22 protein-coding genes and 1 other RNA gene are annotated in these 25009 nt (G+C 67.3%); 7 read left to right on the forward strand and 16 right to left on the reverse strand.

Going from position 1 to position 25009, the window contains the following annotated elements:
- Positions 1–93: 93 nt before the first annotated feature.
- Both glmM and accD read right to left on the reverse strand, forming a co-directional pair.
- A complete protein-coding gene (gene glmM, locus LL964_RS18495; RefSeq protein WP_104588792.1) occupies positions 94–1443 on the reverse strand; it encodes a phosphoglucosamine mutase in 1350 nt (449 codons plus the stop codon).
- 142 nt (positions 1444–1585) lie between these two features.
- Positions 1586–2470 carry an acetyl-CoA carboxylase, carboxyltransferase subunit beta gene (gene accD, locus LL964_RS18500; RefSeq protein ID WP_104588793.1) on the reverse strand — a complete coding sequence of 295 codons (885 nt, stop codon included), beginning with the start codon at positions 2468–2470 and terminating at the stop codon, positions 1586–1588.
- A gap of 271 nt (positions 2471–2741) precedes the next feature.
- Here accD and LL964_RS18505 point away from each other — a divergent pair, with 271 nt between their 5' ends.
- The gene (locus LL964_RS18505) at positions 2742–3494 is read left to right on the forward strand and encodes a hypothetical protein (protein WP_146092449.1); all 753 of its coding nucleotides are present in this window, start codon (positions 2742–2744) and stop codon (positions 3492–3494) included.
- A gap of 10 nt (positions 3495–3504) precedes the next feature.
- On the opposite strand, the gene trpA is transcribed toward LL964_RS18505, so the two are convergent.
- The 3 genes from trpA to trpB are packed head-to-tail and all read right to left on the reverse strand — an operon-like array spanning position 3505 to position 5990.
- A complete protein-coding gene (gene trpA / locus LL964_RS18510; RefSeq protein WP_104588794.1) occupies positions 3505–4308 on the reverse strand; it encodes a tryptophan synthase subunit alpha in 804 nt (267 codons plus the stop codon).
- A gap of 39 nt (positions 4309–4347) precedes the next feature.
- Positions 4348–4728, reverse strand: coding sequence for a hypothetical protein (locus LL964_RS18515; protein WP_104588795.1), 381 nt, complete (start codon positions 4726–4728; stop codon positions 4348–4350).
- A gap of 44 nt (positions 4729–4772) precedes the next feature.
- The gene (gene trpB, locus LL964_RS18520; protein ID WP_104588796.1) at positions 4773–5990 is read right to left on the reverse strand and encodes a tryptophan synthase subunit beta; all 1218 of its coding nucleotides are present in this window, start codon (positions 5988–5990) and stop codon (positions 4773–4775) included.
- 106 nt (positions 5991–6096) lie between these two features.
- On the opposite strand from trpB, the gene LL964_RS18525 reads away from it, so the two are divergent.
- Entirely contained in the window at positions 6097–7008 is a 912-nt protein-coding gene (locus tag LL964_RS18525; RefSeq protein ID WP_104588797.1) for a LysR family transcriptional regulator, read from the forward strand.
- Positions 7009–7073: 65 nt separating this feature from the next.
- On the opposite strand, the gene LL964_RS18530 is transcribed toward LL964_RS18525, so the two are convergent.
- The 8 genes from LL964_RS18530 to prmB form a co-directional block, all read right to left on the reverse strand.
- The gene (locus LL964_RS18530) at positions 7074–7739 is read right to left on the reverse strand and encodes a phosphoribosylanthranilate isomerase (RefSeq protein WP_104588798.1); all 666 of its coding nucleotides are present in this window, start codon (positions 7737–7739) and stop codon (positions 7074–7076) included.
- The gene (truA, locus tag LL964_RS18535) at positions 7736–8509 is read right to left on the reverse strand and encodes a tRNA pseudouridine(38-40) synthase TruA (RefSeq protein WP_104588799.1); all 774 of its coding nucleotides are present in this window, start codon (positions 8507–8509) and stop codon (positions 7736–7738) included. Before truA ends, LL964_RS18530 begins: the two co-directional genes overlap by 4 nt.
- Positions 8510–8679: 170 nt before the next feature.
- Positions 8680–9063 carry a VOC family protein gene (locus LL964_RS18540; RefSeq protein WP_104588800.1) on the reverse strand — a complete coding sequence of 128 codons (384 nt, stop codon included), beginning with the start codon at positions 9061–9063 and terminating at the stop codon, positions 8680–8682.
- On the reverse strand, positions 9060–11027 hold the full coding sequence (locus LL964_RS18545; RefSeq protein WP_104588801.1) for a motility hub landmark protein FimV: 1968 nt from the start codon (positions 11025–11027) through the stop codon (positions 9060–9062). Before LL964_RS18545 ends, LL964_RS18540 begins: the two co-directional genes overlap by 4 nt.
- A gap of 360 nt (positions 11028–11387) precedes the next feature.
- Positions 11388–12413, reverse strand: coding sequence for an aspartate-semialdehyde dehydrogenase (locus LL964_RS18550; protein ID WP_104588802.1), 1026 nt, complete (start codon positions 12411–12413; stop codon positions 11388–11390).
- Positions 12414–12497: 84 nt separating this feature from the next.
- Positions 12498–13556: a 2-hydroxyacid dehydrogenase gene (locus tag LL964_RS18555; protein ID WP_104588803.1), complete on the reverse strand. Its 1059-nt coding sequence runs from the start codon at positions 13554–13556 to the stop codon at positions 12498–12500.
- A complete protein-coding gene (gene aroC, locus LL964_RS18560) occupies positions 13549–14652 on the reverse strand; it encodes a chorismate synthase (RefSeq protein WP_104588815.1) in 1104 nt (367 codons plus the stop codon). Before aroC ends, LL964_RS18555 begins: the two co-directional genes overlap by 8 nt.
- 10 nt (positions 14653–14662) lie before the next feature.
- The gene (gene prmB / locus LL964_RS18565) at positions 14663–15589 is read right to left on the reverse strand and encodes a 50S ribosomal protein L3 N(5)-glutamine methyltransferase (RefSeq protein WP_104588804.1); all 927 of its coding nucleotides are present in this window, start codon (positions 15587–15589) and stop codon (positions 14663–14665) included.
- Positions 15590–15669: 80 nt separating this feature from the next.
- Between prmB and LL964_RS18570 the strand changes: the two genes are divergently transcribed.
- Together LL964_RS18570 and asd are read left to right on the forward strand one after the other, a co-directional pair.
- Positions 15670–16320 carry an SCO family protein gene (locus LL964_RS18570; protein ID WP_104588805.1) on the forward strand — a complete coding sequence of 217 codons (651 nt, stop codon included), beginning with the start codon at positions 15670–15672 and terminating at the stop codon, positions 16318–16320.
- Positions 16317–17165, forward strand: coding sequence for an archaetidylserine decarboxylase (gene asd / locus LL964_RS18575; protein WP_104588806.1), 849 nt, complete (start codon positions 16317–16319; stop codon positions 17163–17165). The genes LL964_RS18570 and asd overlap by 4 nt, the downstream gene beginning before the upstream one ends.
- A gap of 144 nt (positions 17166–17309) precedes the next feature.
- Here asd and LL964_RS18580 read toward each other — a convergent pair whose 3' ends face one another.
- Complete coding sequence (locus LL964_RS18580) at positions 17310–18893, reverse strand: transglycosylase SLT domain-containing protein (protein WP_146092450.1); 1584 nt, start codon at positions 18891–18893, stop codon at positions 17310–17312.
- A gap of 255 nt (positions 18894–19148) precedes the next feature.
- Here LL964_RS18580 and LL964_RS18585 point away from each other — a divergent pair, with 255 nt between their 5' ends.
- Both LL964_RS18585 and LL964_RS18590 read left to right on the forward strand, forming a co-directional pair.
- Positions 19149–20654: a helicase HerA-like domain-containing protein gene (locus tag LL964_RS18585; protein ID WP_104588807.1), complete on the forward strand. Its 1506-nt coding sequence runs from the start codon at positions 19149–19151 to the stop codon at positions 20652–20654.
- A 338-nt stretch (positions 20655–20992) separates the two neighbouring features.
- The gene (locus LL964_RS18590; protein ID WP_167395451.1) at positions 20993–22267 is read left to right on the forward strand and encodes a DUF4013 domain-containing protein; all 1275 of its coding nucleotides are present in this window, start codon (positions 20993–20995) and stop codon (positions 22265–22267) included.
- Positions 22268–22496: 229 nt separating this feature from the next.
- Here LL964_RS18590 and LL964_RS18595 read toward each other — a convergent pair whose 3' ends face one another.
- A complete protein-coding gene (locus LL964_RS18595) occupies positions 22497–23963 on the reverse strand; it encodes a rhomboid family intramembrane serine protease (RefSeq protein WP_167395452.1) in 1467 nt (488 codons plus the stop codon).
- Positions 23964–24074: 111 nt separating this feature from the next.
- Between LL964_RS18595 and greB the strand changes: the two genes are divergently transcribed.
- Entirely contained in the window at positions 24075–24581 is a 507-nt protein-coding gene (gene greB / locus LL964_RS18600; RefSeq protein WP_104588809.1) for a transcription elongation factor GreB, read from the forward strand.
- Between the two features lie 215 nt (positions 24582–24796).
- Here the strand turns inward: greB and LL964_RS18605 are convergent.
- Positions 24797–24872: non-coding RNA, sX9 sRNA (locus tag LL964_RS18605), on the reverse strand.
- Positions 24873–25009 lie beyond the last annotated feature (137 nt).

Genomic DNA, 25009 nt, shown 5'->3' on the forward strand with positions numbered 1-25009 from the left:
GGAAAGGCGCCTGCCGCTCAGGACAGCAGGCGATACAACAGGTAGAACGTCGCGGCCTTGGCCAGGACCACGCACACGCCGATGATCAGCGACTCACGCCGCGTCACGCACCGCGCCCGAAAGTCGGTCGAGCGTGTCCTGCATCAGCGCCGCATCGTCCGCTTCCACGGTCACCCGCACCACCGGCTCGGTCCCGGAAGGACGCAGGAAGGCGCGGCCGCGCCCCTGCACCGCCGCCTGCGCCTGCTGCAAGGCCTGCTGCACGCCGGGCGCTTCCACGATGGCCTTGGCCGCGCCGCCGTCCAGCCGCACGTTCACGGTCTTCTGCGGCACCTTGGTCAGGCCGCTCAAGGCCTCGCGCAGGCTACGGCCGTCGCGCGCCAGGGCTTCGAGCACCTGCAGCGCACTGACGATGCCGTCGCCGGTACTGGCGCGGTCCAGGCACAGCAGGTGGCCGGATGTTTCCCCGCCCAGCGTGCCGCCGCTTTCGACCAGTGCCTGATGGACATAGCGGTCGCCGACCTTGGCGCGCTGGAACGGGATCTGCAGCCGGGCCAGCGCCGGCTCCAGCCCGTAGTTGGTCATCAAGGTGCCGACCACCGTGCCGGTAAGCCGCCCGCTGGCATGCCACGAACGCGCCAGCACGTACAGCAGATCGTCGCCGTCCACCGGATTGCCCTGATCGTCTGCCATGAGTACGCGATCGCCGTCGCCGTCGAAGGCGATGCCCAGGTGCGCCCCGCTCTCGCGCACCTTGGCGGCGAGATTGTCGATATGCGTCGAGCCGACGCCATCGTTGATATTGAGACCATCCGGTGCGGCACCGATCACCACCACCTCGGCACCCAACTCGCGGAACAGCATCGGTGCGATGTGATAGGTGGCGCCATGCGCGCAGTCCAGCACCATCTTCAGCCCATGCAGGGTGAAGCCGCGCGGCACACTGGCCTTGCAGAACTCGATATAGCGGCCGATTGCGTCGCGGGTACGGATCGCCTTGCCCAGACGCTCGGATTCCACGGTATGGAACGGTGCGTCCAGCGCCGCTTCGATCGCCGCTTCGGTGGCATCGTCGAGTTTCTCGCCATCTGCGGAGAAGAACTTGATGCCGTTGTCGTAATGCGGGTTGTGCGAGGCGCTGATCACCACGCCGGCATCGGCGCGCAGGGTGGTGGTCAGGAACGCGATCGCCGGGGTCGGCATCGGCCCGATCATCTGCACGTCGGCGCCGGCCGCGACCAACCCGGCTTCAAGCGCCGCTTCGAACATGTAGCCGGAAATGCGCGTGTCCTTGCCAATCAGCACCAGCGGTCGCTTGCTGCGGCCCTGGGTGAGCACACGGCCCAGCGCATTGCCCAGGCGCAACACGAAATCGGCCGAGATCACGCCCTGGCCAACGCGGCCGCGGATGCCGTCGGTGCCGAAGTACTTGCGCGCGCTCATGGAGCCGGGACCCGGGACCCGGGACCGGTGATCCGCGAGGAGCAGCCATCGGACGTCCACAGGCAGCAGACCACGCTTTTCCCGGGTCCCCGATCCCGGGTCCCGGGTCCCCGATCCCGGGTCCCGGGTCCCGCCAGCCCCCTCACGCCACCGCCTCCTGCGGACGCGGCTGACGCATCATCATCGCGGTCAGCTCGGCCAGGCGATCGCGCATGTCGCGACGGTCGCAGATCTGATCGATGGCGCCGTGCTCCAGCAGGAACTCCGAGCGCTGGAAGCCTTCCGGCAAGGTCTCACGCACGGTCTGCTCGATCACGCGCGGGCCGGCAAAGCCGATCAGCGCATGCGGCTCGGCGATGTTGATATCGCCCAGCATGGCGAAGGACGCGGAAACGCCGCCGGTGGTGGGATGGGTCAGCACCGAGATGTACGGCAGGCCGGCTTCGCGGAGGCGGCCAAGCGCTGCGGAGGTCTTGGCCATCTGCATCAGCGAGAACAGGCCTTCCTGCATGCGCGCGCCGCCGCTGGCGGAAAAGCACACGAACGGGCAGCCCACTTCCAGTGCCACTTCGGCCGCACGCGCAAAGCGTTCGCCGACCACCGAACCCATCGAGCCGCCCATGAAGGCGAAGTCGAACGCGGCTGCGACCAGTGGATTGCCCTTGAGGGTGCCACGCATGGCGATCAGCGCGTCGTATTCGCCGCTGGCCTTCTGGGTGGCCTTGATGCGCTCGCCGTAGCGCTTCTGGTCCTTGAACTTGAGCACATCGACCGGGCCGAGCTGGGCGGCGATCTCGGTCATCGGCGCATCGACGTCGAACAGCGCGTTCAGACGCGCACGGGCGCGAATGGCCATGTGGTGGTCGCATTTCGGACACACCTCGAGGTTCTCCTCGAGTTCCGGCCCGTACAGGGCGCTGCCGCAGTTGCTGCACTTCTCCCACAGGCCCTCGGGGACGCTGCGCTTCTTGGCCGGGGTATTTTCGGTGCGGATGCCGGAGGGCATCAATTTGCTGAGCCAGCTCATTCGATTCCGTAAAAGCACCCCTTTGGGGCATCAGAAGACGGAGTGTAAACCAGCCGGACACCTCACGGCTTCGTGCCCCCAGGCCCCTGAACACTAGCAAGGGAGTTGACAGGACGGCCGCCCGTCGGAAAAAGATTTTATAAACGATACGACTATGCTACGAGCAAATCAAGGCAGTGTTCACCACGCCCCTGCGGTCACCCGCCCGCTCGAACACGCCTGACCAAAAATGCAACAACTCCCCAAAAACACGAACGAACAAGGATCGGCCATGAAATCACCGGCACGCATCGCGGCTGTTCTGTTCCTGGTCTCCGTTATCGGTAGCAGCCAAGCCGAAGTAAAGATGTGCGGAGGCGAGAGCAGCCCACCGCTTCCGAGCAGGACGACCTCGCACATCAATCCGGATGGCTCGATGACAATAAGTGTTCCTGCTGGTTGGTTCATGTTTACCCAGGAAAAGGGTGTGTGGGCAATCAGTCCGACCGCCGTGCTGACCTGCGCATGTCCTGGAGGGTCGGGATGTAGTCCCACACTGCTTCCCAACGGGCAGACTTTCTGCGCAATGAGTTCAGACTGCACGCAATGCAATCGCAGCGGAAGCACCGCGATGTACCCGGTCCCGGAAGATCAAGTCGGTGCAACCTTCGCCAGCGCTGATGAAGTCAAACGCTTGCCGCGGATCGATGCACGCCTACTGTCAGTCCCCGATGTCAGAAAGGATCTACTTGCATTCAAAAAGACCCTAGGCATTCCGGTGGACGCTACGGGGCGCGATGCGGTGTGGATCCGTCTATATGGTTATGTCGCACCGATGGATGTCCCCGATGGCTATCAGATGCCTATGACTGGCTCTGCAACCGAGAATATGGCACTGGGCTTGCTGGCAGGCCAATCCATTCAGGTGCCTTCTGCGGCAGTGAAATGCAGTTGCACTAGCGGCGGAAGTTGCAAGGCTGAGTCCAATTTTGGCGTCAAGGTATGCAATGCCACCGCTTGCTCAACCTGCAGCATGACGTATTGATCACAGCGTATCAGTGATCCAGCGCCTGGCGCAGCGGCGCCAGGAAGGCCTCCGCACGTTCGCGGGTGCTGCGCACATCGCCCGCCTCGGCCAATGCGGCGACCAGCGCGCTGCCGACCACCACGCCGTCGGCATCGACCGCCATCGCGGCTGCGCTGGCGGCGTCGTTGATGCCGAAGCCGGCGACCACCGGAGCTCCGGCGCGCTGGCGCAGCTGGCGCAGGCGGTCGCTGGCGGCCTGGGTGTCGAGCCGGTCCGAAGCGCCGGTGACGCCGGCGAAACTCACGTAGTACAGGTAGCCCTGCGCGGTACTGCACAGCATGTCCAGGCGCGGCTCGCTGGTGGTGGGCGATGCCAGTGCGATCAGCGCCAGGCCGACCTCACCGAAGATGGCACGGGTCTCGTCGGCCTCTTCCGGCGGCAGATCGACCAGCAGCACGCCGTCCACGCCAGCGGCGATCGCAGCCTCCGCGAAGCGCCGGGTGCCGTGGATTTCGATCGGATTGAGGTAGCCCATCAATACCACCGGGGTGTCGGCATCCTCGCGACGGAACTCGTGTACCGCCTCCAGCACGTAAGCCAGGCCGGCGCCGCGGCCCAGAGCGCGCTCGGAGCTGCGCTGGATGGTGGGACCGTCGGCCATGGGATCGGAGAACGGCACACCCAGCTCGATGACGTCGGCACCGGCACGCACCAGCGCGTGCATCACCGGCACGGTGGCCTCCAGCGAGGGATCGCCGGCGGTGATGAAGGGAATCAGTGCCTTGCGACCGTTGTCGCGCAGCTCGGCGAAGCGGGAATCGATACGACGCATGAAATCACCCGAACAAGGGAGGAAAGCCGCCACGCAATCTCAGGTGGCAAAGAAGTAACGCATCAGCGCAAAACACAGTGCAAACAGGTAGCCGTAGGAGAAGCGATCGATGCGGAACACCGGGTCGCCACGACGCGCACGCCATGCCCCAAGCACAGCCATCAGCCCACCGGCGACCAACGGCGCGATCACCACCGCTGCCAGTCGCGCACCGTGGGTGGCGGTGAGGTGCTGCGGCAGCAACCAGAGACTGACGCCGCCAAGCAGCGCACCCAGGACCGCATAGCCGACCGCCGCCAGCGCTGGCGATGGCCTGCGCTCGAACGATTCGGCGACCGAGTGCAGACCAAGTTCGATCAGCAGTTCGGCCAGGGCCTGCAGCAGCACCTCGGCCACCAACTGGACAATCCCTTCGAGCATCGCTGCGTCCCTGTCGTCCAAACAAAGCGATAACCACAAGCACCTTAAAGAGCGATACCCTCGCGCGCGGCAATGGTGTGCACATCCTTGTCACCACGGCCGGACAGGTTGCACAACACCAGCGCATCCTTGGGCAGCTCGCGCGCCAGCTTGATCGACTGCGCCACTGCGTGGCTGGATTCGAGCGCGGCCAGGATGCCCTCGGTATGCGCCAGCAGATGGAAGGCGGCCATCGCTTCGTCGTCGGTAATGCCTTGGTACACCGCGCGACCGCTGTCGGACAGGAAGGAGTGCTCCGGGCCCACGCCGGGGTAATCCAGGCCGGCGGAGATCGAGTGGGTTTCGATGATCTGGCCGTCGTCGTCGCAGATCACGTAGGTCCGGTTGCCGTGCAGCACGCCGGGTCGCCCTGCCGCAATCGATGCCGCATGGCGACCGGTGGCGATACCGTCGCCCGCCGCCTCGGCGCCGTAGATCTTGACGCCCGGATCATTGAGAAAGGCATGGAACAGGCCGATGGCATTGCTGCCACCACCCACGCAGGCGCTGATCGCATCCGGTAGCCGGCCGTAGTCCTGCAGCATCTGTTCGCGCGCTTCGCGGCCGACGATGGCATTGAAATCGCGCACCATGCGCGGATACGGGTCCGGGCCGGCAACGGTGCCGATGATGTAGAAGGTGTTGTGTACATTGGTGACCCAGTCGCGCATGGCCTCGTTGAGCGCGTCCTTGAGCGTGGCCGAACCGGACGTCACCGGGATTACCGTCGCGCCCAGCAGCTTCATGCGGTAGACGTTGATCTTCTGCCGCTCGATGTCGGTGGCGCCCATGTAGACCACGCACTCCAGCCCCAGCCGCGCGGCCACCGTGGCACTGGCGACTCCATGCTGGCCGGCGCCGGTCTCGGCGATGATGCGGGTCTTGCCCATGCGGCTGGCCAGCAGCGCCTGGCCGATGGTGTTGTTGATCTTGTGCGCGCCGGTATGGTTCAGGTCCTCGCGCTTGAGCAGGATCTGCGCGCCACCCACCTCGCGGCTGAGCCGCTCGGCGTGATAGATCGGGCTGGGGCGGCCCACGTAATGCTTGAGATCCTTGTCGTACGCGGCGATGAACGCCGGATCCTGGCGTGCCTGGTCGTAGGCCGCGGCCAGTTCCTGCAACGGACCGATCAGGGTCTCGGCGACGAAACGGCCGCCGAACTTGCCGAAATGGCCGGCAGCGTCCGGATAGGCGTAAAAGTCACTGATGGGCTGGGCCGACATGGGAATCCTCTGCAGCGATGCGACGTATGCGAGGCTGTCACTGTATCGCACGATGGCCAGGCGATAAATCGATAAGATTGCTGCGACCTGTGATATGGACTCACACATGACCCTCTCGCTTCCGCCGTTGGCTGCACTGCGCGCGTTCGAGGCGGCGGCCCGCCTGCAGAGCGTCAGCCGGGCCGCACAGGAGTTGCACGTGACCCATGGCGCCATCAGCCGCCATGTGCGTTCGCTGGAACAGGCGCTGGGCACGGCCTTGTTCGCGCGCCAGGGCCGTGGCCTGGTGCTCACCGTCGCCGGGGCACGCCTGCGCGACGCCACCGGCGAAGGCTTCGCCCTGATCGGCGACACCTGGGCGGCGCTGCGACGCCCGGCCAGCGAAACACCACTGGTGTTGGGATGCTCGGGCAGCCTGCTGGCGCGCTGGGTCATCCCACGCCTGGGTCGGCTGCAGCACGATCTGCCGGAGCTGCGCCTGCACCTGTCGGCCAGCGAGCAACCGCCCGGCCCGGATCTGCACGGCCTGGATGTCGCCCTGCTGCTGGAATCGCCGCCATGGCCGGGCGAATGGCAGGTGTACGAACTCGGCGCGGAGTGGATCGGCCCAGTGCTGAGCCCGCAGCTGGCAGCGGCCCTGCAGCTGGATGGCGGCGCTCCCACCGCCTTGCGCGACCACGCGGTCCTGCACACCCGCTCGCGCCCGCAGGCGTGGCCGGAGTGGGCGCAGGCACACGGCATGGCGCCACAGGCATTACGCCTGGGCACCGAATTCGAGCACCTGGTCTATCTGCTGGAAGCCGCCGCCGCCGGCCTGGGTGTGGCGATCGCACCACAGCCGCTGGTGGCCGCGGATCTGGCGGCCGGGCGCCTGCTGGCTCCGTGGGGATTCACCCCGACCAAGGGGCGTTGGGTGCTCTGTGCCGCAAGACGCAATCCGGACCCGCGCATCGCGCGACTGGCCGACTGGCTACGTAACGCACTCGCCGAGGATCAGCACACATCACCGGGAACCTGAGGGGCCGTCGACGTCATCAGCCAACGGCGTCCAACGCCTTGCGATTCCCGAGTCCCGAGTCCCACTCACCCCAACTCGTGACAGTCGGCGCGGCGCACTTCCTCGACGAACTTACGCATCTTGTGCCCATCCTTGATGCCGGGCGCCAGTTCCACGCCGCTGGACACGTCCACACCCCACGGCAAGGTGGCGATGATGGCATCGAACACATTGTCGGCATTGATACCGCCGGCCAACAGAAACGGCCGGTGCAAACCGGTCGGCAAACGCGACCAATCGAAGGTCTTGCCGGTGCCGCCGCCGGCGCCGGGCGCATGGCTGTCGAACAGGAAACCGGCGGTGTTGGGATAGGCCAGCTGCAAGGTGCGCGCATTGGCGTCTTCGCCGTTCACGCCGCCGCCCATCGGCACCGCCTTGAGATATGGCAGGTTGAAACTCCGGCAGAACGCATCGTCTTCTTCGCCGTGGAATTGCAGCAGGGTGGGACGCACGGTGCGCACCACCTCGCGGACTTCTTCCTTGGAATTATTGCGAAACAAGGCCACCACATCGACCATCGGCGCAGTGGCCTGGCGCATCGCCCTTGCCTCGGCCGGCGCCACGCGACGCGGACTGCCATGCGCGAAGATGAAACCTACCGCGTCCACACCCAGCTCCCCGGCCAGTCGGATATCGCCCGCGCGGGTCATGCCACAAAACTTGATACGGGTGCGGTACAGCGATCGATTCATTGGGTCACCTCGGCAGGCAGATGCCACTCTGCAGGATACAGAGGCCCGATAAACACCAGACCTTGTGGCGGCGCCGTCGGCCCGGCCACCGTGCGGTCGCGTCCGGCGAGCAACGTCGCGATCCAGTCGGGTGGCTGCTCGCCGGACCCGACCAGGATCAGCGAACCCACAATATTCCGCACCATGTGATGAAGGAATGCATTGGCCTGGACCTGCACTTCCACCACCTCGCCATCGCGCCGCACGCTGATCGCCTGCAGATTGCGGCGCGCATGCAACGCCTGGCATTGCACGCTGCGGAACGCGCTGAAGTCGTTCTCGCCCAGCAATGCCTGCGCGGCCACATGCATGACCTCGGCATCGAGTGGACGACGCTCCCAACTCAGGGTCTGCCGATGCAGGGCCGGACGGATCTGACGATTCAGCAGACGGTAGCGGTAACGCCGCGCGCGCGCGGAAAACCGCGCATGGAAATCGTCGGCGGCCGGCACGCACCAGCGCACCGCGATCGATGCGGGTAGCCGCGCAGTGGTGCCCAGCATCCAGCCACGCGGCTCGCGCCGCGCATCGCTGTCGAAGTGCACCACCTGGCATTGCCCATGCACGCCGGCATCGGTGCGGCCGGCGCAGACCACCTGGATCGGCGCAGCCGCCACCGACGACAGCGCTGCCTGCAGGCTGGCCTGCACGCTGGGCCCGCCATGCTCGCCCAGCTGTTGCCAGCCCTGGAATTCGCTGCCGTCATACTCCACGCCCAGCGCGTAACGCATCGGTATCTGCCTGTTGGTTGAATCGATGGAACCGCTGCAGGTGCGGCAGTACGGCGCGCAGGCTGTACAGGTTCACAGCGTTGGCGCGTTCCGCGCCGAGCGCACCGGAGTGCGTCCTGCGGCGATGCCCGAGGTGGCGCATGCCGGCCGAACGCTCCCACGATGCACGCCTAGGCGGCCGGGCGCTCGGACCAGACGGCCAGCACGCTGCCGCCCGGCTCGCGGAAATGAAACCGGCTGCCGCCAGGGAAACCGAACACCGGTTTGACGATCTCGCCGCCGGCCGCACGCACGCGCTCGAGCATCGGTGCCAGATCGTCGGCATACAGCACCACCAGCGGGCCGCCTTCGCCCGTCGCCGGGCCCGCGGCGCGGTAGAACCCGCCGTCCAGGCGGCCGTCGTTGAACGCCAGATAGTCCGGACCATACGCCTGGAACTGCCAGCCGAAGACGCGTTCGAAGAAGGCGCGGCTGGCGTCCGGGTCGATGGAGGCGAATTCCACGTAGTCGATCCGGCGTTCGCGCGTGGCCAGGCTGTCCATGGCCGGGCTCATGCCAGGCGCTCCAGCAATTGCGCCGCTTCGGCGCGGGTGGCGTCGTCGCCGGTGGCGGCCACTTCCAGCAGCAGGCCGCGTGCGGTGTCCCTGTCGCCCAGGTCCATATAGGCCACGGCCAGTTCCAGGCGATCGCGGCCGGCAGAGGCGAAGTGCCGATCCGCGGCAGGGTTCGGCGCGGCGACCGCAACGGCAGGCGCCGATTCGATCTCCAGCCGCTCCTCCGGGGCCTGTGCCTGCGGGAGTGGCTCCGGATCCATGCGCTGCTGTTGGTCGCCCGACACGACGGGCGTGGCCCCGGGTTCGGCGATGCCGGGATGCGCAGCGTCGGGCTGCGCCGGATGCACAGCGGCCCGATGGCCTGCAGGCTCGGATGCGATCGGAGGGGCCGTCGGAGTGGCACGCAACGCACGCCACTCGTCGCTGTTCACCGTGACCGGTGCAGCAAGCGGGTCGGCCGCCTGCGGCTCGCGGCGCAACACGTCCGACAGCGCAGGCTGCGCCTCGTGCGCGCGCTCGTCTTCGCGCAGATCGGCCTGTTCGAACTCGGTCTCGTGCACCACGTCGCGTTCGCTGGGCACGGTGGCCTGGCCGTCATCCGGTGCGGCACCCGTGCCGGCAGGAGCAACGGGAGGCATGAAGTCGAACTGGCGACGCGGCAGCGGCGGCAACGGCGAAGGCTTGCGCCGCCGCGCGGCCAGCCACGCGACGACCGCCGCCACGATCAGCACCAGCCCGCCGATCAGCCACATCGGAACACCGCCACCCTGCGCAGCGGCTTGCGGCGCGGCGGCCAGGCGCTTCTGCGCGGCGGCCAGGTCGGTGTCCTTCATGGCGATCAAGGCTTGCTGTTGCTGCTTGAGCTTTTCCAGATCGGCGACGCGTGCGCGCAGATCCTGCAATTCGGCATCGCGGGTGGCGATGTCTTCCTTGGCCTGTTGCAACTGTTGGTTGGCCGCCATCTCGCCCTCGCCTTCGGCACTGGTGCCGGACGTGGCGCCGGCCTGATTGGTCTGACTCGCCACTGCCGGGGCGATTTCGAGCCGCGCACCGCTGCCGGCCGCGGCGGCTGCCGGTGTGGCAGGCGCAGGCACCGCTGCCGCGGCACCAGCCTCGGCCGGCTGCGGAATCGCCGACCGCGCCTGCCGCCATTGGGCCGCCTGCTCGCGCACCATCACTGCCGCTTCGGCGGCACCCACCTGGGCCAGCGCGTCCTCCTGCGGGGTGCGCAATACCGCGCCCTGCTTGAGGCGGTTGATGTTGCCGTTGATGAAGGCATCCGGATTGGTGCGCAGCAGGGCCAGCATGGTCTGATCCAGCGAATGCCCGCTGGAGCGCGCGACCGTCGCTGCGATCTCCGACAAGGTCTGCCCCGCGCGCACCGCCGGCAGCGCGTCGCCGGCTTGCGTGGCCGCCGCTGCGCCGGCAGCCGAACGGCCGGACGGCGCGGCCGTGCCCGAACCCCGCCCCTCACGCGCACCTGCGGGCGCAGCGGCGGGTTCTCGTGTAATCGTGTTGCTGGCGCCGGCGCGCGGCGCGTCGATGGCCGGCTCGGCAATGGCGGCCGCGGTGTTGGGTGCATCGACCAACGCGGAGTACTCGCGCACCAGCCGGCCCTGATTCCATTCCACCTCGATCAGGAAGTTGATCGCCGGCTGCTCCACCGGCTGGCTGCTGGTCACGCGGATCACCGCGCGCCCGCGTACATCCTGCGCGAACTGGAACTGCAGGTTGCTCACCAGGCCTTGCGGCCGTTCCAGACCGACGCGCGCGAACGTGGTGGCCGAAGCCAGGGCCACGCGCGCGTTGTCGAGTTCGCCCGGCTCGTTGGAGATGACCGGGATCTCGGCCACCAACGGCTGCCCGGGTCGGGACAGCACCCGGATATCGCCCAGCCCCAATGCCATGGCTGCGCCGCTGCAGGCCAGCAGCAGCAACGCGCCCAGTGCTTGTGTCGGACGCATCGCGCCCCTGCCCCTCTGTTTCATGGGCATCAATATAGCCGCTGAATGAGCGAAAGTCGTTCGTCACCAGGCGTGACTGTGCTGACCGTGTCGCAATGTGGCATCCATGCACACGCACGGGCCCTCCGGGCGGCTCGAACGACAACGCGTCGGCGGCGCCGGACCTCGAGCGCGCCATCGCCATGGTGCTATGGGCAGCGCGAATGCACGCGCGCGAGTGGCCATGCGCGCGGCCTTGGAACTCAGGCATCCGATGCCCGAGGGCTCGACCTGGCATGTGCCGCAGCTTGCGTGGGGAGGCGCGATGCGGCCTCGAAGGAGAGGCCACATCGCGCAGGCCGGTCCCGCCTGACCGAGGGCCTAGCCCTCCTGCGCAACCAGTTCGGCCAATTGCACCGCGTTGAGCGCAGCGCCCTTGCGGATGTTGTCGGCCACGATCCACAGGTTCAGGCCGCGCGGATGCGAGAAGTCTTCGCGGATGCGGCCGACGAACACCGCGTCCTTGCCGGAGGCATGCGTGACCGGCGTCGGGTAGCCGCCAGGCTTGCGCTCGTCCACCACTTCCACGCCCGGCGATGCTTCCAGCAGCGCGCGTGCCGCTTCCACGGTGATCTTGTCGCGGGTCTCGATCGCCACGGCTTCGGAGTGACCGTAGAACACCGGCACGCGCACCGCGGTGGGGTTCACCTGAATGCTGTCGTCGCCGAGGATCTTGCGGGTTTCCCACACCAGCTTCATCTCTTCCTTGGTGTAGCCGTTGTCCTGGAAGTCGTCGATATGCGGGATCAGGTTGAAGGCGATCTGCACCGGGAAGCGCTGCGGGTCGATGTCCTGGAAGCTCAACAGCTCGCTGGTCTGCTTGCCCAGTTCTTCCATCGCCGAACGCCCACCGCCGGACACCGACTGGTAGGTCGCTACGTTGATGCGCTCGATGCCGTATTGGCGGTGGATCGGGCCCAGTGCCACCAGCATCTGCATGGTCGAGCAATTGGGGTTGGCGACGATGCCGCGCGGGCGCTGCTTGAGCGCTTCCGGGTTGACTTCGGACACCACCAGCGGCACGTCGTCGTCGTAACGGAAGGCCGAGGAGTTGTCGATCACCACCGCGCCGGCCGCGGCGAACTTGGGGCCGTATTCCTTGGACACGCTGCCGCCGGCAGAGAACAGCGCGATGTCCACGCCACTGGGGTCGAACTCGGCCAGATCCAGCACATCGACCTTGCCGCCGTTGAAGTCGACCTGCCCGCCCGCCGAGCGCGAGGACGCCAGCGCGTACAGGGTGGCGACCGGGAAGTTGCGCTCGGCCAGGATGCTCAGCATGGTCTCGCCGACAGCGCCGGTGGCGCCCACGACCGCGACGTTGAAACGACGGTTTTCGTTGCTCATGAGATTGTCTTTATTGAAGAAGGAAAGAGAAGGAGCACTGCGGGCTGGGTTCGGGGAACCTCCAACACTGGCCGCGGAGGTTCCCTATCGTTTGGTCGAGTCGGTTTTGCTCGCGCCCACGCTCGCGCCGCCGCGTTTGGCAGCTGCAATCGCATCGGCATTGAGCGCGCTCGGTGGATGGCCGGCATTGGGGCCTTTGCCCAACGCGGCCATCAGGTTGTCCACGGCCAGCTGCACCATCGCGCGGCGCGTGGCCAGGCTGGCGCTGCCGATATGCGGAGTGAGCACCACGTTGCGCAGCGCCAGCAGTTCCGGACGCACGGCGGGCTCACCCTCGTAGACGTCCAGGCCGGCACCGGCCAGGCGCCCGTTGGCCAACGCATCGGCCAGCGCGCCCTCGTCGACCAGACCGCCACGGGCGATGTTCACCAGCGTGGCGGTGGCGCGCATCTTGCCCAACGCGGCCGCGTCGATGATGTGGTGCGACTCCTTCGTATACGGCAGCACCAGCACCAGATGATCGGACTGCGCCAGCAAGGTCTCGAAATCCACGTACTGCGCGCCCAGCGCCTGTTCGGTGGCGGCCGGTAACTGGCTGCGGTTGTGATAGAGCACGCGCATGCCAAAGCCGTGTGCGCCGCGCCGCGCGATGCCCTGCCCGATCCGGCCCATGCCCAGGATGCCGAGCGTGCTGCCGTGGATGTCGGCGCCGAGCATGGTCTTGAACGACCACTGCCCCCACTGCCTGTCGCGCAACCAGCGCTCGGATTCGGTGATGCGGCGGGCGGTGGCCATCAGCAGCGCGAAGCCGAGATCGGCCGTGGTTTCGGTAAGCACGTCGGGCGTGTTGCTGGCCAGGATGCCGGCCGCGCTCAAGGCGTCGATATCGAGATTGTTGTAGCCCACGCCGACATTGGCGATGGCGCGCAGCTGCGGCGCCGCCGCGATTTCGGCCGTGCCGATGCGTTCGTTGAGCGTGACCAGGGCGCCGTCCAGCGGTGCCAGTTGCGCGGCCAGCTCGGCCGGCGAATACGCGCTGACGCGCTCGGTGGTGGTCAGCTCGAAATGTTCGCCCAGCTGCGCGACGACATCGTCGAACAGCGGCTGGCTGACCCACACTTTGGCGCGCTGCGCGTCAGACATCGACCTGACCGGGAATGCGCGGCGCCACCTCGCCGACGTCGCCGCATTGCGCGCGGTGCCGCAATGCCTGATCCATCAGTACCAGCGCCATCATCGCCTCAGCGATCGGGGTGGCGCGAATTCCGACGCAGGGATCGTGTCGGCCGGTGGTGATCACATCGACCATACGGCCATCGGCATCCACCGTGGCGCCGGGCAGGCGCAGGCTGGAGGTCGGCTTGAGCACCATCGAGGCGGTGATCGCCTGGCCGGTGGAGATACCGCCGAGGATGCCGCCGGCATGGTTGCTCAGAAAGCCTTCCGGCGTGATCAGATCCCGGTGTTCGGTGCCCTTTTGCGCGGCACTGGCGAAACCGTCGCCGATCTCCACGCCCTTGACCGCATTGATACTCATCAGGGCGGCGGCCAGTTCGGCATCGAGCTTGCCGTAGATCGGCTCGCCCCAGCCCGGCGGCACGCCGCCGGCCACCACGTCCACGCGCGCGCCCACCGAGTCGCCGGACTTGCGCAGTGCGTCCATGTAACTTTCCAGCTCAGGCACCTGCGCGGCATGCGGCCAGAAGAACGGGTTGTCCTCCACCGCGCCCCAGTCGAAACCGGTCGGACGGATCTCGCCCAGCTGCGACAGGAAGCCGCGCACCAGCACGCCGTAACGCTGCCGGAGCCACTTCTTGGCGATGACGCCGGCAGCCACGCGCATGGTGGTCTCGCGTGCCGACGAGCGCCCGCCGCCGCGCGGATCGCGAATGCCGTATTTCTGCCAGTAGCTGTAGTCCGCATGGCCGGGGCGGAACTGCTGGGCGATGTTGGTGTAGTCCTTGCTGCGCTGGTCGGTATTGCGGATCAGCAGCCCGATCGGCGTGCCGGTGGTGCGGCCTTCATAGACGCCGGAGAGGATCTCGATCTCGTCCGCTTCGCGGCGGGCGGAGGTATGCCGGCTCCTGCCAGTGGCACGCCGCTGCAGATCGTGGGCGAATTCTTCCGGCGCCAGCTCCAGGCCCGGGGGGCAGCCATCGACCACACAGCCGATCGCCGGCCCGTGCGACTCGCCGAAGGTGGTGACGGTGAACAGCTTGCCGAACGAATTGGCACTCATGCGCGCAGACTCATCGCTGCGCAGCCAGCTCGCTGATGCGCGCATGGTGGGCGATCAGCTCACGGCATTCCACCGCGAAGATCCCCATCTGCCCGACCTTGAACTCGACCCAGGCCAGATCCACTTCCGGCAGCAGCTTGATCAGATGCTGTTCGGATTCGCCGACCTCGCAGATCAACAGGCCGTCTTCGCTCAGGTGCTGCGGCGCATCGCGCAGGATCTTCAGCACCAGATCCAGACCATCGTCGCCGGCACGCAGGCCGAGTTCGGGCTCGTAGGAGTATTCCTGCGGCAGCGCATCGGTTTCGTCGTTGGTGACGTACGGCGGGTTGGTCACGATCAGGTCGTACTGGCGGCCAGCCAGGCCGGTGAACAGATCCGACTTGAGCAGGGTGACGTTGTCGGCATGCAGGCGCGCCTTGTTCTCGGCGGCCAGCGCCAGCGCATCGTCGCTGATGTCCACACCGTCCACGTCCCAGTGCGGGTTGTAGTGGCCCATTGCAATGGCGATGCAACCCGAGCCGGTGCACAGGTCCAGCGCGCGGGTCACCTCGCGCCCGCCCAGCCACGGCTCGAAGCCGGCTTCGATCAGCTCGGCGATCGGCGAGCGCGGCACCAGCGCGCGCGCATCGCTCTTGAAACTCAGGCCGGCGAACCAGGCCTCGCCGGTGAGATAGGCCGCCGGCACGCGCTCGGTGATACGGCGCTCGAACAAGCCCAACACCCGCTCCTTTTCCGCCCGCAGCAACCGTGCCTGGCCATATGCCGGGCCCAGATCGTGCGGCAGGTGCAGGCTGTGCAGCACCAGTTGGGTGGCCTCGTCCAGCGCATTGTCGTAGCTGTGGCCGAAGGTCAGACCGGCTTCGTTGAAACGGCTGGTGCCGTAGCGGATCAGGTCGATGATGGTGTGCAGTTCGTCGGCCGCGGCGGCAGTCATGGCAACAACTAAAGAGGAATCGGCCCCCGATTATAGAGGCCGGATCGGTATCATGAGCGTCCGTTGCACTGGAAACCGCCATGTTCAATCGCAATACCGGCATCGTGCTGCTGGTGGCGCTGGCCGCCGGCCTGGGGCTGTTGCTGGGGCAGAAGTTCCTCGGTGGGACCCCCAGTTCGCCGTGGCCGCCTACCAAGACCATCACCTTTTATCCGCAGCCGCGCCCGCTACCGCAATTCAGCCTGCGCCAGTCCGATGGCACCCAGCTCGTTCCCGGCGAACTGAAGGGCCACTGGACCCTGGTGTTCCTGGGCTTCACCTTCTGCCCGGATGTCTGCCCGACCACCCTGACCGATCTGGCCGTGGCACAACAGCAGTGGCAAAGCATTCCCGATGGCTTGCGCCCGCGTGTGCTGTTCGTTTCGGTGGATCCGCAGCGCGACCCACCGAAGCGACTGGGCGAATACGCGCACGCCTTCCACAAGGACACCCTGGCCGCCACCGCCGACGCACCGGCGCTGGAGCGCTTCGCCACCGCATTGGGCTTCGTGTTCCAGAAGGTGCCGGGCAAGAACTTCGATCAGAACCCCAACGACTACAGCATGGATCACTCGGCCGGCATCGCCGTACTCGACCCGCAGGGCCGCCTGGCCGGCCTGATCCGCCCCCCGCTGGACCCCAAGGCGATTGCCGCCGACCTCCAACAGCTGACCAAGGTAACCGCTCCGTGAGTCTTGTCACTTCCCTGACCTACGTGCTGCCGCACCGGTTGCTGTCCTCGCTGGCGCGCGCGCTGGCCTATTCCGATAGGCCCTCCACCAAGCAGTGGTTGATCGACACGGTCACGCGCAAGTTCGGCGTGGATCTGAGCGAAGCGCAGGAGCCGGACCCGCGCGCCTACCCCACCTTCAACGCGTTTTTCACCCGCGCCCTGAAGCCCGGCGCACGCGTGCCCGACGCCGACCCGGCCGCGTTGCTGATGCCTGCGGACGGCCGTATCAGCCAGCTCGGGCCGATCGAGAACGGCCGCATTTTCCAGGCCAAGGGGCAGTCGTTCACTGCCGCCGAATTGCTCGGCGACGAAACCGCGGCAGCGCCGTTCCGTGACGGCTCGTTCGCCACCGTGTACCTGTCGCCCAAGGACTACCACCGCGTGCACATGCCGTGGACCGGCACCCTGCGCGAGACCGTGCATGTGCCCGGCCGCCTGTTCAGCGTGGGCCCGGATGCGGTGCGCAAGGTGCCACGCCTGTTCGCGCGCAACGAGCGCCTGGTCTGCCATTTCGACACCGATTTCGGCCCGATGGCCTCGGTGATGGTCGGCGCGCTGCTGGTCTCGGGTGTGGAGACGGTGTGGAGCGGCGAGGAGATTCCGCGCTATGGCGATCGCATCACGCGCAAGGATTACCGCGGCAAGGGCATCGTGCTGGAGAAGTTTGCGGAGATGGCACGTTTCAACTACGGCTCCACGGTCATTGTGCTGCTGCCGCCAGGTGTCGCCACGCTCGATGCCGGACTCGCCGCCGAAACGGCCGTCCGCCTTGGCCAGGCACTTGCACGCCGGCAACGCGTCTAGCGAAGTCCTCGCTGGCAGCGCCCCCCGGCCGCGACCAGGCATTGCCGACGATGCGTCGTACATCCCGGCGCGCAGTCGGCGTCGTGCATTCGCGCGCGGCCGTCGTCACAGGACTCCACCAGCATGGCACCGCCGGCGCACGGTTCAGCGATCGCAACCGGCCAGCTTGATGCTTTGCCCCGGCTTGAGCGCGTACGCCGGCGCCTTCAGGCCATTGGCCTTGGCCAGCTGCTTGATCTCGCACTGGTACTTCTGCGCCACGCGGCCCAGCGTGTCGCCCTTGGCGATGGTGTAGCTGCGCGCCTGCTTGGCCTTGGGCTTGGCGACCGCCGGCTCGCCGGTGGCCACGGTCGTCGGTACGCCGGCCATCGGACTCACGTCACCCACCGCCACGCTGGGCGTGTATTCGATAGCGCTGCTGCTACGGACAATCGCGCTATTGAGGTCGGCGGTGATCAAAGTGCGCGCCAGATCCGCGCGCGGGCCGCTCACGCAGTAGCGCGTGTACAGGCTGGCGATGCGGTTGGTGGCATTGATGACGGTACCGGCGGGCATCCATCCATCGGGCTCGTAGCGCGGGTTGAGATTGCGCAGCGCGCGCATGTAGCCATCGCGCGTGCCCATGCTGCCCAGGCAGATGGTGAGCTCATAGATGGTGGTCGACTTGGCCAGCTTGATCGTGGCCGGCTGCGCGTCGAGCTTGGCGAAGTCCACGCCGTACTGGCGCGGGTGCAGGAAGATCCATGCCGCGGCGATCACCATCGGCACGTAATCCTTGGTTTCGGCCGGGAACTGGTTGTAGACGTCCTGTTCCCAGAACCCGCGCCCACCGGATTGCGCGAACACACGCGCCGCGCGGCCTTCGCCACCGTTGTAGGCCGCCAGCGCCAGCTCGATGCTGCGATTGAGCCCGGCCATGCGTTCGTTGAGGTAGGCGGCGCTGGCCTCGGCGGCGCTGCGCGCATCGAAACGCGTGTCGAAACCGGTGCCGTCCGGGCCCAGCCCGAAACGCCGACCGGTGGCCGGCATGAACTGCATCAGCCCGGCGGCACCGGCGCGCGAGTTGGCGTGCACCTTTCCGTTGGACTCCTTGGCCATGATGCCGAACAGTAGCGCCTCGGGCAGGCCGCGCTTCTGCCATTCCGGCCACATCACCCCGCGCAGGTTGCTGTAGTTCTCGTAGCTGGTCATCAGCGCCGGCCGCATGTCGGTCAGCCAGCGACGGATACCGGCCTGCACCGCCGGGTTGTACTGCACCATCCGGTCGAACTCGTGGCGCCGGTCGTTGAGCAGCGAGGCGGCGCGCGCAGCTTCGGGCACCCCGTTGGCAGCCGGGCCGAGATGGTCCGGATCGGCCTGCAGCAGGGTGTCGTCGTCTTCCGGATCTTCCGCTGCCGGCGCTTCGGCATCGGCACGTGCCTTGAGCAGGCGCTTGTAGGTCGCCAGCTGATTGGAGACCAGGCAACCGCGCTGCTTGATGCAGGCATCGATCACGTCCTCCATGTCTTCCAGCGCGGCGTCGCCTTCGGCAGTGCCCTTGGGATCGGAGTTGTTGACCAGCACCAGGGCGTCGCGGTAGCGCTTCTCGGCGGCGGCCATCCGCGCATCCAGCGCGGCGACCTTTTCGGTATCGCGCCTGGACAGGGCCTGGGCGGTGGGAGCGAGGGACAACAGCGCCAGCACGGCCAGCACAGGCCATGGGCGCAAACCAGAATGAGCGAGCGGCATCGTCGGCAGTACAGCGGAAAGGCAGGCAGGGTAGCCGCCGGGGCGACACCGGGGCAAGGCGGCGCGCCCGCCAGGGTCAGTGGGCCGTTAGCTTGGCGATCAGGCCGGTCGCGGCACTGAGCGACCGATCGCACGATCCGGCGGCGCGCCACGCAGCTGTTCCAGTGGCACCGGATCGGCGGCTCCCTTCGACGCGGCCACGTTGGCCGGCCCGGGTTGCCCGCTAGAATCAGGCTTTCCCACCGGATCTGTGCAATGGCCTCGTTCCTGCTCGGCAAAGGCGTCACCGACGATATCCCGGTCATGCTCGAAGGCCGCTTCGGCAACCGCCACGGCCTGGTCGCAGGCGCTACCGGCACCGGCAAGACGGTGACCCTGATGACCCTGGCCGAGGGCTTCTCGCAGCTGGGGGTGCCGGTGTTCCTGGCAGACGTGAAGGGCGATGTGGCGGGGCTGGCCATGGCCGGCGACGGCGCACCCGGCGTGCTGCAGCGCGCCAAGGATGTGGGCATTCCCGACTACGCGCCGGCCGCCAGCCCGGTGGTGTTCTGGGATCTGTACGGCCAGCTCGGCCACCCGGTGCGCACTACGGTGAGCGAAATGGGTCCCACCCTGCTGGCACGCATCCTGGAACTCAACGATACCCAGGCAGGCGTGCTGGACATCGTGTTCAAGCTCGCCGACGACCGTGGGCTATTGCTGCTGGATCTGGACGATCTGCGCGCGCTGCTGGCGCTGGTGGTGGAAGAACGCAAGGAACTGTCCACCAGCTACGGGCTGGTATCGGCGCAGTCGGTGGCAGCGATCCAGCGCGCGCTACTGCGGCTTGCGCAGGATGGCGGCGAGCAATTCTTCGGCGAACCGGCACTGGAACTTGCCGAACTGATGCGCGTGGCACCGGACGGGCGCGGCGTGATCGGCATCCTGGCGGCCAACCAACTCGTGCTCAAGCCGAAGCTGTATTCCACGTTTCTGCTGTGGCTGCTGTCCGAGCTGTTCGAAGGCTTGCCGGAAGTGGGCGACCTGGAACAGCCCAAGCTGGTATTCGTGTTCGACGAGGCGCACCTGCTGTTCGACGATGCGCCGGCCGCGCTGGTGCAGCGGATCGAACAGGTGGTGCGGCTGATCCGTTCCAAGGGCGTGGGCATCTATTTCTGCTCGCAGTTTCCCGACGACATCCCGGACACCATCCTCGGCCAGCTCGGCAATCGCGTGCAGCATGCCTTGCGCGCCTACACCCCGCGCGACCAGAAGGCGGTCAGGACCGCGGCGCAGACCTTCGTGGCCAATCCCAAGCTCGATGTGGCGAGCGCCATTTCCAGCCTGGGCACCGGCGAAGCCCTGGTCTCGCCCCTGCAGGGCAAGGGCGTGCCGGCGCCGGTGCAGCAGACCCTGATCGCCCCGCCGCGTTGTCGCATGGGTGCCCTCAGCGCGCCCGAACGTGCGCAGCTGCGCGCGGCCAGTTCGGTCGGCACGCGCTACGACACGGCCATCAACCGCGAATCGGCGGCCGAACGGCTGGCACGCCGCGTCGAACAGGTCGCTGAGCAGACCGCCGCCCCGCCCGCACGCACCCGCCAGGAAGAGGACGCGCAGGACAGCGGCTTCGGCAAGGCGGTCAAGGACGCCGTATTCGGCACCGGACGTCGCCAGGGGATGCTCGAAACCATGGCCAAGCAGACCTCGCGCACGATAGGCAGCAAGATCGGGCAGCAGATCGTGCGCGGGATTTTCGGCAGTATCTTTGGCGGGAAGCGGTGAGACCGGTCATGAAAAACGACAGCAAGGTGCTTGGGCGGGCACCCCGATAGCTGCACGCCCTTACCTGCGCGAAGGACAGCTGCCAATGACAGCGGGTCTTGAATCAGCGGGTTGGTTGCTCTGTCGCCTCATGTTTTGCAGGTCGTACTGGCGCTGCAGGGGCAAGCCTCCACTTGCCTCCGCGAGCACGTCTGCGCTCACCGGGGCGATCGCGTGTCCGCCAGACGTCGAGCGCTGCCCTGCAGGCGCGATGCAGCCAACGAGCAGCCGGCCGCCCCAATTGCGCAGCGGCCTGCGCGCCTGCACAATCCCTTCACATCACACGCTTGGGGAGCGTCATGGAAGATCGTTTTCGCGCGCGCAAGGTTGCCGCGCAGGCTGCGCCCGCAGCGTTCTGGACCCGCATTCCGTCCATTGCCACCTACCCGCTGCGTGGCTCGGCGCTCTACGCGTTGATCGCGCTGACGCTGTGCAGCGCGCTGCTGGTGCTGCCGGGGATCCTGAAACTGGTGATTGCCGGCGTGCTCGGCATGGCGACCTACACTTATGCCTTCGACATCCTGCGTCACACCGCCGATGGCCAACCCGATGCACCCCGGCTCGGCTATGACAGCTTCGACAGCGCAGTGCTGCGCCTGATCCTGCTGGCGGTGGCGCTGGGCATCGTGATCGGCGTGGCCGCCGCGATTGCCGGCCCGTTCGGGCTGACCCTGGCCTACCTCGGCAGCATGTTGCTGCTGCCCGGCATGCTGATCTCGCTGGCCATCGACGGCAGCCTCCGCCGCGCGCTCAACCCCGCCGTCTCGATCGACATGGCGCTACGGATCGGCTGGCCGTATCTGGCTGCCTACGGCTTGCTCTACGTGATCCAGGGCAGCGGCACGGCCGCGGTGTTCTTCGCATTGAAGTACCTGCCGCCGCTCGTGCGCGAGGCGACGGTGATGATGACCTCGATCTGGAGCCTGTTCGCCAGCTTCCACCTGCTGGGGTATCTGGTGTACCAGTACCACGAGGAGTTGGGCTACGTCCCCAGCGGCGGGACTGCGCACGAGCGCAGCGATCCCGATCAGCGCCTGCTCGACGAGGCGGACCAGTACCTGCGCGACGGTCATGCCGACGCGGCCTTCCAGGCCTTGCGCGGCGCGGTACGTTCGCGCGCGGTGAGCCTGGCGGTGCACGAGCTGTATCAGCGCCTGCTCCGCCAGCATCACCGCAACGACGAGCTGCGCGAACACACCCGCCAGTACATCAACCGCCTGCTACAGGAAAAACAGGAACGCCGTGCGCTGGCGCTGCAACGCGAGGCGCTGGATCTGGATGCGGCGTTCACTCCGTTGACACCCGAGCAGGCCACTGTGCTGGCAGAGCGCGCCAAGATGGCCGGCCAGTTCCAGCTCGCGACCGACGGCCTGCTCGCCGCCATCGCGGCCTGGCCGCGCGACCGGATGCTGCCCGCCTGGTCGCTGGATGCCGGCCTGATGCTGGCAGAGCGATTCGGCCGCGATGAGCAGGCACGCGCGGTGCTGCAGCAGGCACTGGAACAGTGCGATGACGATGCCCGGCGCGCCAAGTTGGAAACCGCATTGCGCGCAGTGACGATCCAACCAGCCTGAGCGGCCATTCGCAGCGCGACCAGCGTCGATCGGAGCAAGCGGCCCGGGGGCGCGGCACGCATGCCGACACCAGCGATGCACGCGCCCCACTTTCGATCATCGAGCTCGGACCGACGTCCTCGCCACACAGCAGCTGCAGCGCTGTCGGGCGTGCAGTTGCTGCGGTCTACGTCGTGACCGGCATAGCCCTACGACCGGCAGTCTGCATCCACCGGAATGCGCACGCAGGTTAATCGTGCTCCAGCAGAAAGCGCGCCTTGCTCGCCTGCCCCTGCTCGGGAAACTGCTCCAGCACCAGCCTAAGCAGGCGTGCGCGCTGTTCGCCGGCCTGCAATTCACCATGGCGCAGCGCCAGCACGAACCAGCGCTGGGCAAGCTCGGCACGCGGCGCGGTGCTGTCGCATTCCTTCAGCAGGCGCTCGGCATCGGCCAGCAAGCCGGTGCGCAGGCAGGCATCCACCAGGGCCAGCCGCGCCGGCAACTCCAGCGCGGCGCGGTCCTTGCCGAGCTCCGCAGCCACACCCAGTTGCAGGCGGGTCTGCTCGGCATTGTGCGTGGGCAGGCACACCAGCGTATGCGCGTGTCGCACGGCCTCCTGTCGACGGCCAGCGTTCCGCGCGACGCGATAGCGGGCCAGCGCGATCTCCAGGCTCTGCGGCGTCTCGGTTGCCAGCTCCGCCAGCAGGCGTTCGGCCTCCTGGTTTTCCATCCGCCCCAGGTGCCGTTGCGCGCGCTCCCAACGGTCGTCGCGCTGTGCGGCATCCTGCTCGTCCATGAAGTCCGGCCGGGTCTGCCTTACGGCCACCAGCAATGCGCCGAGCAGTGCGCCGCTGATCAGACCGCCGGCATGCGCTTCGAATGCGACCCCCTCGTTGCCGCTGCCCAGCAAGCTGTACAGCTCCCAGCCCAACCACAGCGGCAGTAGCAGGATCGCCGGCCCCCGCACATAGTTGAACACCACGAAGAACCAGTAGAAAAACCGCACCCGGCGCCGCCCCCACACCACGCAGAACGCGCCCATCAGGGCGGCGATCGCGCCGGACGCCCCCAGCCCGCCGCCGGGCTCGCCCCAGCGCCACCACAGGCTGGCCGTGCTGGCGCCGAAGCCGCCCAGCAGGTACAGCAGCAGGAACCAGCCGCTGCCGATCGCGCCTTCCAGCAAGGTGCCCAGGGCCAGCAGGAACACCATGTTGCCCAGCAGGTGGTCGGCATTGGCGTGCAGGAAGGTGGCCGTGAGCATCCGCTGCGGCGACCACTCCGAACTGCGTTGCAGATGGCGCAGGGTGAACACCCGCGCCAGGCGCGCGTCGTAGGGCGCACGCAGACCGCGCCACTCGCGCCGCTGCGCGTCGTCCTTGAACAGCGTGCCTTCGCGCAGTGCCTGCCCGAAGGCGACATCGTGCAGCGTCAGGTGGGCCAGATAGGCGATGCGCTGCGGTGCAGGCACCGCTTCCAGCCTGGCCTTGCGCGCGGTACGCAGCCTGGCGTCGGCGGTGCGCTCCAGATAGCGCGCATGCGCCTGCGCTTCCAGCCTGCCCAGCCCGGACTCGACGTAGTAATGCACGGCGTTTTCGACCAGGTCGTCGTCCTTGCGCTGGTAACCGACGTAGACGATGACGTTGATCAGCACCAGCAGCAGCGTGACCCACGGGATGTTGTGGCGCGACCAGGGTTTGTGCAGCGGCATGATCAACATGACGACGTCCGTGTCCCAAGAATGGCGCAAAGCTTCGCCGTGCGGCCACAGATGCGCAAGTAGGTCGTGCGCGCTAGCATCGCGCCCCACCCTTCGCCCCCAGGTCCGTCCATGAGCCGCTGGCGCCCACCCGCCGAAAAGAGCACTGCGCTGATCACGCCCGATGGGCATGCCCGCCTGAAGGCCGAGCTGGAAGAGCTGTGGCGCGTGCGTCGGCCGGAGGTGGTCCGCGCCCTGGCCGCGGCCGCCGCCGAGGGCGACCGCTCGGAAAATGCCGAGTACACCTATCGCAAGAAGCAGCTCGGCGAGATCGATCGCCGGGTGCGTTACCTGAGCAAGCGCCTGGAAGCACTGCGGGTGGTGGACACCGCGCCCACCGACCCGCAGGCGGTGTTCTTCGGCGCGCAGGTGGAGCTGGAGGATGCCGACAGCGGCGAACTGCTGCGCTACCGCATCGTCGGCCCAGACGAAACCGATGCCGCGCGCGGCTGGATCAGCATCGATTCGCCGCTGGCGCGCGCACTGCTGAAAAAGCGTGTGGACGACGAGTTCGAGGCGCTATTGCCGGCAGGCAGGCACACCTTCGTGGTGGTGTCGGTGCAGTACGCGCCGCTGTAGTGGGTGCACGGCGCGCAGAGTGATCGCGGCGCCGGGCATCAGTGATCGCGGTTATCGACATGCAGCGCCTGGACGCCGATTGCCACCGGGACTGCCTCGTCGCGCGCGGGCACGCTCCTGTGGCTGGCCTGCCGGTTGGAGGCTGGGCGCCGATGGTTCGGCACATGCGGGAGCCAACGCCACCGTCCAGCCGGCATCCCGCTGCGTCTAAGAGCGGCTAACAGAACGTCGCGAGCGGTCGTCAGGTGGGTGTGGACGGCGCGGAGGAACCGCAGTGTACATGTGGTACATGAGGATTCCGAGCACCGGCCGCGCCCGCCTGGCGGCTGCGCAGTAGTTTTGTTAGACGCTCTAAGAGGGTGTTTACATAATCAAGTTACTAACCGGCGAAGCAGCAACCTCGCTTCGGTCAACCAGACCCACGCTTC

Origin of the sequence: Xanthomonas melonis, from assembly GCF_020783655.1 — a bacterium.
GTDB classification, from domain to species: Bacteria; Pseudomonadota; Gammaproteobacteria; order Xanthomonadales; family Xanthomonadaceae; genus Xanthomonas; species Xanthomonas melonis.